Genomic DNA, 11,736 nt, shown 5'->3' on the forward strand with positions numbered 1-11,736 from the left:
AAGGTTGCGAACCCCTCATCTCAAGACAGGACGCCTCGTTGCGCTATCCTCTCAGCCGCGCTGCCGGCCGTCGTGCCTACCGCGCGAGCGGTTTAGTCCCGTGACCCCTCAACAGACATTCGGCCCGCATCTGCTATCTCTCGAAAATTGTGGGATTTGGGCGGCTTTGAAAATAGAGCTTAGACAGCGTCATAATATCCAATCAAATCGCTGCAGAATTTCGTGCTTGGTGATGTCGATAACTCCCGCTTAAAGGAACGCCGCAGAGCTTCGGGCGGCTGATATCCCTTATCGTCAGCATGAGCCGGACGGGACTTCCACCCATGATAAAAATGAACGAGCTCAAAATTTCCGATAAATCCATTCAACAAAAACTTGTCAATTACAGCAGCCGCTTTTGAAAGCGCCCCCATGTATTTGATCCACGTTGCTTGGCTCAAGCGCTGTGCCTGAGTAACGGTTGTGTCTGAGGGACTAGGAACACTCAAGTCTCGGCCAAATCCATGCGCAAAGTCATTCCTGATCCGTCTAATCCTATCAAGAGTAGCGATATGCGACGATAATCCCGTCAGGGGCGTGCCAAATATCTTTTCGAAGGCGGCTACTCTGGAATTCCATTCACCTTTCGTGATCTCCGCCATTTCGTCGTTGTAAGGCAACTCGTGACCGGATTTGAGCAAGGCTGTACCATCAAGCGACCTTGAGGCGCCAAACCTACATAATGGGTCTGACATCAGCGCTGAGCGAATTCCTTGGCGAAGATAGACTTCCAGATAAGAAGCAGCGGAAACCAACGCGCTAAGCCTCAACCAATTTTCTAGTTCCTCTCTCGCGTCGAGCCATTGTGTTACGTTGCGTGGAATTCTCTCCGCGTCCGGTCCCGAGGCTTTAAACAAGGCAGCCGTAGATTTGTCGGGGTCGATGTCCTTTTCCGCCTTGGCCAAATATCTCGCATAGTCTGAAACAACCTTGAATGACCAGAAATGCTCATTGATTTCCGTCTCGTGACGGTTGAACGCCCGCAAAGCAAGAGAGCGCTCTAAAAATGGAATAAATCGATCAAAGGTCGCCGGCATCGACAAGTGCCTCCAATTACAACTTTCGGCACCGTGTTTTCCGACACATATCTTTAATTACGTCAAGTTGCATTAGAGCTGTCTCCCTTATTGTAGCGGGATCAGCCGGCACTAGCATCGGCCGATGTTCTGTCTGGGTTTGGCACTTTTTCGGACCTCCTTCGATGCTCGACTTGTGTCCGTAACGCGCACCAAAGCGGACATCAGAAACCGCCATCCACTGGGATCGCTGAGAAGCATGTGTTCGCCTAGGATTTTCACACTGCTGTTGTCAGCCGGGCGACGGCGGCCGCCTTTAGCCGAAGGAACTTGAAATCGCTCTGAGCTTGCGACCGACTTAGGGTCCCATACCGCAAAAGGGGACCCATTTCTTAAACTCGCATAGGACCTAGCGGGCGGGGCGGGCGCTTTCTTCTTCGCGAAGCAAGAGCCGACTCCAAGGCTTTCCGCCTTGGCAGGCAAGTTAAACTTCACGAGGTGGTGGCGAGCGTCACCAAGAACGTACCGTCGGACGTCGGTCTCCCTACGCGCGCTCAAGGATGTTGCTTACGGAAGTGGCATGCCACTGACCACCGCGAGCCGTCGCGACCCCTCGGGCATTCAGTGCAGCGGCAATGTCCCTCAGCGTGGTAGCGCCGGCTTTCTGTGCCTCGCGGATGATGGGCAGAACGTTGGAAGCGAACTTGTCAGCCGAGGCCGTCACCGTCTCTATCGCGCTTTTACGCGCCACGTGGAGCCTTGGGTTACCGAGGGTCACCCCACGAGCCTTTGCTGCCGCGAGAGCCTGCCGGGTCCGTGTGCTGATAAGCGCGCGTTCCTTCTCGGCAAGGGCGGCGAACAAGTGAAGCACAAAAGGGTCTACGTCGGGGCCGAGTTCGGCAACCAGGAAGGGCACCTTGTGAGCCATGAGCCCAGAGATGAAATGGACGTCACGGCTCAGACGGTCGAGCTTCGCAACGCCTACGTGGCACCTGAGCTTCCGCGCGGCGGCCAGCGCGGCCTTGAGCTGCGGCCTACGGTCCAGTGCGTCGGCTCCCTTGCCGGTCTCGACCTCCACGAACTCCCGAACCACTTCGTATCCCTCCGAAGCCGCGAAGTGGGAGAGGGCATGCCGTTGCGCCTCGATGCCCAAACCTGAGCGGCCTTGGCCGGAGGTACTAACGCGGATGTAGGAGACAAGGGGAGCTGCGGGCACGTCGGAGGTCCTCTAAACCGGCTGTAAATAATCTATATGTCCGTTTAGGAGTTATACAACGGCGGTTTGGGAATCCCTGCGATTCCGTTTTGCATGGCCTGAGCGGCGATGGGACGGGGCAGGGTGACAACGGCAAGTGCTTCACTCAAGCGTCGCTCAAGCCTTGGCTCAAGGGTGCAGGACTGATTCAATCCGCGCAATGATTCGGGCATAGGAAATAGGCGATGGCGACGAGCCAATCACGGCAGGATTTTCTGGTCAGCATCCGTCCACAGTACGTCGACAAGATTCTGGCTGGCAAAAAGACTGTAGAGCTTAGGCGACGTTTTCCTGAATCCGTGAGTGTTGGGGCTGTGGCTTACATCTATTCGAGCAGCCCCGTTCAGGCCGTAGTTGGATGTGCCAAAATCAAGGAGGTTCAGCGGCTAGCCATTGCGGACATTTGGAAGGAGCATGCCGAAGCAGCCTGTATCTCGCGGCGCGACTTCTACGACTACTTTAGTGGTGCGAAATTCGGATTTGCCATCCTGTTGGGGACGGTCAAGGCGATGCGCCAGCAGGTGACGGCACGGGAGCTGGAATCGCAATTTGGGATTGTGCCCCCGCAATCCTACAGGTACGTTACCGACCGTTTCATTTCATTGTTCGACGATGAGCCATTTCAAACTACTCATCGACACTCACGTAGTCATCGGGCTGGAAGACCCAAAGCCGGTCGAAGCGCGGCTCGCTGAACTATCGCGGCTAAGCAATGAATACGGTGTAGGTCTGTTCGTCGAAGCTGCTAATTACGACGACATAGCGCGTGACCGCGATCCAACCCGGCGCAAAATAACCCTCAGCAAACTGGATAAGTTTCAGAAGCTGGCTCCTTTACCCTACCAAGGCGATGCCGACCTGGTGGCTCGCTTTGGCGCGATCAATAACGACAATGACCGCTCCGATGCGCGGCTGCTTGCGACGTTGGATGCGCGGGCTGTGGACTATCTCGTTTCCGAAGACGCCAACTTGCACAAGCGGGCTTCGCGCGTCGGCTTGGGTGAGCACGTTCTTACCATTGACGAAGCGTTGCAGTGGCTAAGGCTGACGTTCGTTGCGAAATCGGTCGACCTGCCAAATATCGTTGAGCGCAAGGCTTATGAACTCAATGAGCGTGACCCCATTTTTGCAAGTCTGCGGCAGGATTATCCACCCTTTGACGCTTGGTTTGAACGTTGCAAGCAGTCGCATCGGGAGTGTTGGGTTCTTGAGATTGATTCTGAGATAGGGGGCTTAGTAATAAGGAAGACGGAAACGCAAGCCGAAGCGCAAACCCACTACGGCGGGAGGAAGATACTAAAAATCTGTACCTTCAAAGTGCGGGATGAGTATCTCGGCGAAAAGTTCGGCGAACTGTTGTTGAAGCAAGCTCTATGGTTTGCGCAACACAACAACTATAGCCTGATCTATCTCACAGTTTATCCGAAGCATACGCTGCTCATTAAGCTTCTTAACTACTACGGGTTCGTGGAAACGAAGAGGTCGCCAATCGGCGAGCTGGTGATGGAAAAACCGATCCTGAGCGGTTCGCTACCGGAACTGTCTGGTAGCGCGCTCGACTTCGCGAGAAGCAACTATCCTCGTTTCCATGACGGCTCAGCCGTAGGAAAATTCTGCGTTCCGATCCAATCCGCCTATCATCGCAGACTATTCCCAGAAATCGCATTCGGTAGAGAGTTGCCACTTTTCCCGAGTGCAGACTTCGGACCCATCCTGGCGCGCCACACAGACCGGACGCCGGGGAACACAATTCGGAAGGTTTATCTTTGCCGCGCGCGAACAACCATGATTGATCCCGGCGATGTTCTGCTCTTCTACATGTCAAAGGATGAGACCCTTGCGGCCAGCCAGTCGATCACGACATTGGCCATTGCGGAGCAAGTGAGGGATGTCGCCGACGTTGATGAACTGATCAAGCACTCGGCAAAACGCTCAGTGTATTCAGCCGACGAGATGAGGCTAATGAATCCCAGCCGCGGTTCACCGATCAAGGTCATAGATTTCTTGTTGGTAGGCCATACCCAACCGGTCATCGGTCTGAGCAAACTTCAGGACCTTGGGGTCTTTGGCAATCACCCTTACCAATCAATAACGATGCTTACTGAGCGTCAGTACCAAGCCCTTAGGGGCGAGCTTGAAATTGGATTTGAGTTCTAGCTTCTACGCTGCTTCATGATGATAGCAAGAGATGGTAGCAGTCGCGACGCAGCGAGGGTGATTGTTGTGTTTTTCAATGCGTGCAAATGCTGGCCAAAGTTGAGGGTACATGCTTTGCAAGCTGTCTGGGGGAGCGATGAGCTACTGGGATGATCGTCCAGCGTCGGTGAGCAATGTTCGTTACTACAAGCGCGAAGACGGTTGGCGTGCTCATGACGATGCAAAGAACAAAGAGGGCCAAGTGACCGAGCGGGGCAGCTCGCGCCTGATCGAAGAATCTTTGACGGCCAGCCTGAACGCTTCAAACCTCATCCTCCTGACAGGGGCAGGCTCCTCCTTTTGTGCGAAGAATAGCGGCCCGAATGCCATTACGGCGCCCGGCATGAGGGACCTTTGGGATACGGTGGTAGCTGAAGCCATCCAAGGCTCGATTGACGCAATCGCCCGCTATATGCCTCGTTCAAATCAAGATATCGCGGAAAAGAACATCGAGAAGCTCCTAACTCACTGCAAAATCTACCTGGAGCTGTTCGGGCCGGAGGAGGCTCGTGACGTCGCTGAATTCATCGCAACAGCCGAAAAGTCTATTGCGGCTCGTGTCGACTTCGTGAGCGATCAAACGGACCTATCTGCACATCAGGCGATCCTAAGAAAAATCGCCCGACGCGGTGCAAGGAAGCCACGCGCGCGTGTGTTCACTACAAACTATGACCTGGGGTTTGAATACGCGGCGAGGGCGCTCCGGTTTACGGTTGTCGACGGCTTCTCTCATTCGATGCCGCAAGTCTATGATCGCGGACATTTCGCATACGACATCGTTCGTCGTGATTCCGTCAGCGAAGGGCCTGAGTACATCGAGAGTGTTTTCCATCTCTACAAGCTCCACGGCTCGATAGACTGGCGCCGAAAGGGCGCGGAGTTGATACGCTCTCGCAGCGAGGCTGACGGACCGGCGGTCCTTATTTATCCCCGCGACAGCAAGTATCAGGAGGCATTCGAGACGCCTTATTTGGACATGATGTCTGCCTTGCAGACGGCTTTGCGTGAGCCCGACACCGCCCTGATCGTCTCTGGGTTCGGCTTTAATGACGATCACATCAGCAAGCCCATACTGGCCGCACTTGAGGCCAATATGACGCTGCGCTTAGTTGCTTGCGACATTGCGTTCCTCGCCGACGAGGAGTTGGAAAAAGATGAATTTTTGTTGCCAGCAACTGCGCAAGCTCGACCAAAAGCTAGCGCGTGTTTTTCCAGATTGAAGCGGCTCGCAGACATTGGTGACGAACGAGTTACGCTCTTAAATGCTCGATTTGATGATCTTGCTCAAGCGATCCCAGATCTTGTTGCTCAAACGGAGCGCGAGCGTCATGCGGAGCGAATCAAGGTTTTGAATGAACCCACGGCGGTCTAAGTCATGATGCGCAGTCTTATCGACCCAAGCCGCTACGCCGGAACGATTACCCTTGTTACCGCATCGATTGCTCACGCCAATCTTCCCTATGCCACTGCTCGTCCTGAGCGTCGCGCCCTCGCGCGAGGCACCGTCGGGGATTTTGTGTTTGTTGATTGCGAAAGCGCAAAGCTGTTAGGCAGAATCATCGAAGTGAAACTCCCTGACAACGAGCGTTTGAGCGTCGAGCCGCAGATGGGACTGGCGCCCGAACCGCATCCTATCGGCCGCATTCAGCTGCTTGCGACCGTGGACCAGAAGAAGAATCGGCTTATCCGTGGGCTTAGGGCGCATCCCCGTGTAGGTGACGCTGTGTATCTCGCTCAGCCTGAACTGTTTGGAGAGTTGGCCGCAAATGCGCTTTCAAATGAAGGGCAGCTTTCGATCGATCTAGGGCTCTTGAGTGCAGGTAGTGAAATGCATTTGCGATTGCCTCCCGAAAAGTTACTCGGTCGTCACTGCGGTGTGTTCGGCGCGACCGGAGGCGGCAAAAGCTGGACGATTGCAACCATACTGGATCAGATTAAAGCCAACGGCGGGAAGTGTGTACTTTTCGATCCGACCGGTGAGTTCGCTGGCTTGCCTTCTATTACAAAGCACTATGCTTTCAACGAAGGCGAAGAAGGAACCGAGCGCGTGCACTTCCCATACACTCAAACGACCGAGGAGGATTTGTTCGCTCTATTTCGGCCGTCGGGGCAATCTCAGGGACCAAAGCTCAGAGAAGCCATTCGAAGTCTTAAGTTGATGCGTGCTTGCAGAGGACGAGCTCCCGAGGGCGTCAGATTCACGGCGCGAGGTACAGTAGAAAAAGCATTCCAGCCTAGAGAGCCTTTTTTTAACGCAATTGATCTTCATCGCGACGAGATTAACTCACCGCTTTGTAACTTCAGGATTGAAGGCCTTGCCGAGCAAGTAACTGCCGAATGCGTATGGTCAAGCGGTCAGGGTGCAAACGCGGATAATTGGGGAGGCCCTGACAACTCCGTGGCTCATTGCGAAACGCTTGTCGCCCGCATTAGGACCCTGGTCGGCACGCATCAACTATCATGCCTCTTTGAAACAGCCGGTCTGTCGTTAGTTGACGTATTGACGAAGTTCTTTGCGGACGACGAGGATGACATTATTCGTATTTCATTTCGTTCCGTTCACTTCGAACACAACACCCGAGAAATACTTCTAAATGTTATTGGTCGCTATCTGTTGAGTGAGGCAAGGAAGGGCTTGTTCCGAACACGCCCGCTGATTGCAATTCTTGATGAGGCCCACCAATTCCTCGGCAGGACGGTGGGCGACGAGTATGCAAGCGTGAGGCTGGAATCTTTCGGCATAATTGCAAAGGAGGGACGAAAGTACGGACTTACGTCCATAATGGCGACACAGCGGCCTAGAGACATCCCTCACGACGTGCTCAGTCAACTAGGCACCCTCATTGTGCATCGTCTCACCAACGACGAGGAGTCGAGCGCGCATGTGGCGACTTGGACAAAAACGCCGCGATGTTTATTCCGGCACTTGCCCCGGGCGAAGCTATAATTGTTGGTCCCGATCTTCCTGCCCCGATGCCCGTCCAAATTCATGAGCCAAAAGTCCCGCCTGATTCCAAGGGTCCTGACTACAATAAGTTCTGGCGGGACCGAAAAGCAAACTAAAGCGTACATTGATGGCATTCGCGCGCGCGAGAGATGCTACTGCAAGTGGACAAGCTGATGACTTGGAAGACCTGTGGATAAAAGCCCCAAGCGGTCGGGAGATGTCGTGTCGTGAAAGTAGCCGGTATACTACCTGGAGACACCTGAGAGCGCCTAATATGCCGCAACAGCTGCGCGGCGGAACCATGAGCCACTCACTTTCCGCCAAATCAGACCAATTAACCTTCGACTGGCTCGACCCAGATCGAGACGAACTTGCGCGCTTGGCAAAACAGTTCGTCGACGAGGTGACGCAGCTTCCCAAGAGCGCCGTTGCGCTGGTGTCGTGCGGTAAGCATAAGAAGGACACCAAATCTATCGCTTCCGAGTTGTACACGTCTCCTCGGTTTCGGATGTCGATCAATCTGATCAGCCGTCTACAAAAGCGTGCTTTCATTCTTTCTGCAAAGCATGGACTGCTCACTCTCTCCACCCAAGTCGCACCATACGATGTGAACCTGAGCACGTTCGACGAAGAACGACGCTTTCAATGGCGGTCAGCTGTCCTGTCAAAACTGAATCGCCATAGGCGCGACAGCTCGGCCGTGATCCTTCTTGCAGATGATGAGTATGCAACCCCGCTGGATGAGGGCCTGAAGTCGATCGGGTTCAAAGTGATCAACCCGTTAACCGGGCTTTCAAGTAGTGCCCGCTTGATGTTCTTGAAGGCGTGTCATCATTACCTCGATCGTATTGGAGGCATTGAAGAGCTGTATGCGATTTTCGATAGGTTGCACGCAGCTGGTCACATCAAGCCGCTTAAAGAAGCGCTTGGTGGCGCACTTCCTGATCAAGGCGTGTATTTCTTTTTCGATCCGGCGGAAAAGACCTTGTTCTCGGAGTCTTTGCCGAGGCTGGTGCGAGTTGGTACCCACGGCGTTTCCGCTGGTTCGCGCGCGACACTCCGCGACCGCCTCCGTACCCATTTAGGAACGTCCGATGGATACGGCAACCATCGTAGCTCGGTATTCAGGCTTCACGTGGGTGAGGCTCTCATCCGGCGAGACGGGATGCGAGACAGGTATCCGAATTGGGGCATTGGACAAAACTTAACCGGCGCTGATCGAGACAACGAGCGGCCACTCGAAAAGGTGGTGTCAGAGATTATCGGGAGTCTCTCTGTCTGTTGTATCGCCGTCGCCGACAAGTCTGCAAAGGAGAGCGCTCGGTCGGTTATCGAGCGTCTTTCAATCGCTCTCTTTACTGAGCACCTGCTCCCCGTTGAGGCTTCTGGTCCGCTTTGGCTCGGTCTGCATTCCAAGCATGACGTAATTGCGAAGACAGGACTATGGAATCTTCGGGACGCTGGCAGCAAGGCAGACCTTTCGATACCTAGAACGATCAATGCGCGCCTGATAAAATCTGGCGTCTTGGGAAGTTAGCAGGATGTTGCGCTCCACTGTTGCGCTTGAAGAGGCGTCGAAATCGCAGCCGCAAATTCCGGTCTGGCTGTGTCATATGTGGCAACGGTTAGATCGTCGTCGATTGGGGCTCATCCTTGGAGCCGGTGTGTCCATAGACGCAAATCTGCCGACGTGGAAGGGGCTGGTCGAGAGGCTTACTGCTAGGTTTCCGGCGGTCGAAAAAACGTTTGACGCCCACCGAAATGCAGGGTTGCAAGAAACCTACATCACGCAAATAGCTTACGCGTTGCATCAAGCAAGCGTCAGAGGAGCGGCATCAGGTCTTCCACAGCAGTTTGCGCAGTATCAGGTCGATTCCACTTGGATGCAGATTGTGCACGAAGAGCTTTATCGTGACGTCGCAAGCGTGAGCTATGATGATATACTTCGACGCCACACGTATTTGAGCTCTCTAGGACAGCTCGTCTGTAGGACGGAACTGACTGTAAATTTCAACTTCGATGATTTGGTCGACGAAGCAGCAATTAACTTCGCGCGGAGCAGAAATAAAGTCCAGCCAGAGATCATTTCGCGCCCCAAAATCGAAACGAGGCGCGACGCATCCGTAATTTATCACATAAACGGCTTTCTTCCTCGCGAGGCGCGGCGGCGACGAAGCGAGGGCCTGGTCTTCACGGAAGACGCCTTCGCGGACGTTTTGATCTCGCCGACCCTCCATGACTCCGACTTCTTGATGTCTCGCTTCGCGACTACGACGTTCTTGCTGCTCGGGACGTCGCTCAACGATAACTCGTTGAAAAACATGCTCAGAGCTGGGATGAAGCGCAATCCAGCGAATCATCACTATATTATTTATTGGGAGAACCCGGCTTGCCTAAAGACCGCTGAAGAGCGCAAGCACATCTTTGATGTAAATCTCGACGTGTATAATCTCATTTCTATATTCTTGGAAACGCAGCAGATTGCAGAGTTGATTGATCTTCTCAACGAAGAAGATAGCGGGCTATTCGAGGCCGATCTGGTGAAGTTTTCGCAGCACCCCGCTCGAAGGAAATACTATCTCGTAGGGTCGGTTGTCGCTGGGAAGTCGAGCAATCTAGAAGGATTGCGATGCTTCTCCACGTTCGAAGAGTGGTCCGGCAGGGCGCCGGAAAAGATGTACCAAGATCACATGACGCTCACAACGTCAGAAAGAAAGGAGATTGATGATTGGCTTTACAGTCAGCTGCGTGACAAAAATGACAAAATGCGGCGAGCTGGCGTTGGTATGCACGTTATGGATCGATGCTTTCTGGACCTCTGCGCGTTCTCCAAGACGGATGCCGAGAACGTTGAAAAACTCAAGGAGCTTAGGGCGCGTGTGTGCAAGCACAGCGGCCCACTTGAGGCCGGTCAGATCATATTCTTAGAAGCAGATGAGCACGTGCTCAGTGACAGGCAGGCCCGGCGCGGGAAGCTGCGAGGCGTAACCATGGTGATCGACTATGATGGTGCGTCGCTCGTCAAACAATCGGCTTCCTTGAAGGCGGTCTATGTGCCTGAACCTCAGTTTACATTCGACAATTCTCGCGAGGGCAGCGACAAGACGTCACGAAGGATAGCTAGACAGATCTTGCTAGGCGACTATACCCCGTTCGATTTCGAGAAGCGTATAGACGAGCTTCTGGCAAGCGGAGGAAAACTGTGACAGCTAACGGAACACGAGTGTATCTTGCGGCTCCGTTGTTTTCACAGGCCGAGAGGATAAGGAACAAGTCTCTCCGGGATGCAATCTCGCGCTTCGCGAATGTGTATCTTCCGCAAGAAGACGGCGGTTTGATCCTAGACCTCGTGCGAGACGGGATGCCGGTGGAGCAGGCGAAGTCGGAGATATTCGAACTCGACATCGCGGCCATCAGGGCATGCGATGTGCTCGTAATTATACTGGACGGGCGAACGGTAGACGAGGGTGCGTCATTTGAATTGGGATATGCCTTTGCGCTGGGGAAGACGTGCGTTGGCCTTAAGACTGACCCTCGTATGCTGCTTCCAATTGGGGACAATCCGATGATCGAAGCCGCTCTTCGGAAGCTCTTTTCCGACGACAGCGAGTTGGTGAATTGGATCGAGAACTTCGACCCAAATATGCAAGCGAGCTAACGAACGCCGCCGGGTTGAGGAAAATACAAAAGCCCGCTACAAAACGCCACCGGCGTATCCAAAAAACGTTAGGTTTATCAAAGCCAAAGGCGCGGAACTACAGTACCCACCCAACTGTACCAACGAAATCAGTCAGGTAGCGCTAGCTACCAAATAGCTACCACGGCGACGGGAAGCGCGGTCGGCTTCTAACGCAGGTCATTCGTAGTGACGAGGGCACTGGTTCGAGGGATGTGAGGCATCACTCAACCTGATGAAATTGCTTCCGCGCCTTTCGCGGCGGCACGACGTGACCTCTGAAACCGAGAGAAGGTTGTGAGAAGTTTCCGAAGAGGAGGCATCTCGATCCGTGCAGGTCTCCATACAACCTGCGCTCTGACCCGCTTGATGCCGGCTAGTTGGAATACGAAAGACCAGAAGGACTTCAACGTAAGCGTAGCGCCGCGGCCCTTTAGATTGTCTGTGCGCGATCTTGGGAGCACCGTTAGAAGAGTCATCTTCTGCAAGGGTGCTCATAATGGACGACCATTCGGACGACATAAGACGACCATTGACACAGCGTATCGAAGTGTACGCCGGCGCAGGCCGTAAGCAGTGGCCGGATGATTTGAAGGCCCGGATTGAC

The 11,736-nt window shown here is 53.9% G+C and carries 9 protein-coding genes; 7 read left to right on the forward strand and 2 right to left on the reverse strand.

What is annotated here, in order from left to right:
- Window positions 1–179: 179 nt before the first annotated feature.
- Window positions 180–1,076: a hypothetical protein gene (locus tag IVB50_RS26745; protein ID WP_247298016.1), complete on the reverse strand. Its 897-nt coding sequence runs from the start codon at window positions 1,074–1,076 to the stop codon at window positions 180–182.
- A 523-nt stretch (window positions 1,077–1,599) separates the two neighbouring features.
- Entirely contained in the window at window positions 1,600–2,271 is a 672-nt protein-coding gene (locus IVB50_RS26750) for a recombinase family protein (protein ID WP_247298019.1), read from the reverse strand.
- A 224-nt stretch (window positions 2,272–2,495) separates the two neighbouring features.
- On the opposite strand from IVB50_RS26750, the gene IVB50_RS26755 reads away from it, so the two are divergent.
- The 7 genes from IVB50_RS26755 (at window position 2,496) to IVB50_RS26785 (ending at window position 11,111) form a co-directional block, all read left to right on the forward strand.
- Window positions 2,496–3,005, forward strand: a complete 510-nt coding sequence (locus IVB50_RS26755; RefSeq protein WP_247298021.1) for an ASCH domain-containing protein — start codon at window positions 2,496–2,498, stop codon at window positions 3,003–3,005.
- The gene (locus IVB50_RS26760) at window positions 2,923–4,467 is read left to right on the forward strand and encodes a GNAT family N-acetyltransferase (RefSeq protein WP_247298024.1); all 1,545 of its coding nucleotides are present in this window, start codon (window positions 2,923–2,925) and stop codon (window positions 4,465–4,467) included. Before IVB50_RS26755 ends, IVB50_RS26760 begins: the two co-directional genes overlap by 83 nt.
- 136 nt (window positions 4,468–4,603) lie before the next feature.
- A complete protein-coding gene (locus IVB50_RS26765) occupies window positions 4,604–5,878 on the forward strand; it encodes an SIR2 family protein (protein ID WP_247298026.1) in 1,275 nt (424 codons plus the stop codon).
- A gap of 3 nt (window positions 5,879–5,881) precedes the next feature.
- Window positions 5,882–7,453 carry an ATP-binding protein gene (locus IVB50_RS26770; protein ID WP_247298028.1) on the forward strand — a complete coding sequence of 524 codons (1,572 nt, stop codon included), beginning with the start codon at window positions 5,882–5,884 and terminating at the stop codon, window positions 7,451–7,453.
- Window positions 7,454–7,727: 274 nt separating this feature from the next.
- Entirely contained in the window at window positions 7,728–8,990 is a 1,263-nt protein-coding gene (locus IVB50_RS26775) for a DUF6884 domain-containing protein (RefSeq protein ID WP_247298030.1), read from the forward strand.
- 4 nt (window positions 8,991–8,994) lie between these two features.
- Entirely contained in the window at window positions 8,995–10,659 is a 1,665-nt protein-coding gene (locus IVB50_RS26780) for an SIR2 family protein (protein WP_247298032.1), read from the forward strand.
- On the forward strand, window positions 10,656–11,111 hold the full coding sequence (locus IVB50_RS26785; protein WP_247298035.1) for a nucleoside 2-deoxyribosyltransferase: 456 nt from the start codon (window positions 10,656–10,658) through the stop codon (window positions 11,109–11,111). Before IVB50_RS26780 ends, IVB50_RS26785 begins: the two co-directional genes overlap by 4 nt.
- The last annotated feature ends 625 nt before the right edge of the window (window positions 11,112–11,736 follow it).

The organism is Bradyrhizobium sp. 87 (assembly GCF_023073015.1).
GTDB lineage: Bacteria > Pseudomonadota > Alphaproteobacteria > Rhizobiales > Xanthobacteraceae > Bradyrhizobium > Bradyrhizobium canariense_D.

What these genes read in the sequence shown, in the direction of transcription:
- IVB50_RS26745 (WP_247298016.1), bottom strand. Translation starts at nt 1,076, where the DNA reads ATGCCGGCGACCTTTGATCGATTTATTCCATTTTTAGAGCGCTCTCTT.
- IVB50_RS26755 (WP_247298021.1), top strand. Translation starts at nt 2,496, where the DNA reads ATGGCGACGAGCCAATCACGGCAGGATTTTCTGGTCAGCATCCGTCCA.
- IVB50_RS26760 (WP_247298024.1), top strand. Translation starts at nt 2,923, where the DNA reads ATGAGCCATTTCAAACTACTCATCGACACTCACGTAGTCATCGGGCTG.
- IVB50_RS26765 (WP_247298026.1), top strand. Translation starts at nt 4,604, where the DNA reads ATGAGCTACTGGGATGATCGTCCAGCGTCGGTGAGCAATGTTCGTTAC.
- IVB50_RS26770 (WP_247298028.1), top strand. Translation starts at nt 5,882, where the DNA reads ATGATGCGCAGTCTTATCGACCCAAGCCGCTACGCCGGAACGATTACC.
- IVB50_RS26775 (WP_247298030.1), top strand. Translation starts at nt 7,728, where the DNA reads ATGCCGCAACAGCTGCGCGGCGGAACCATGAGCCACTCACTTTCCGCC.
- IVB50_RS26780 (WP_247298032.1), top strand. Translation starts at nt 8,995, where the DNA reads ATGTTGCGCTCCACTGTTGCGCTTGAAGAGGCGTCGAAATCGCAGCCG.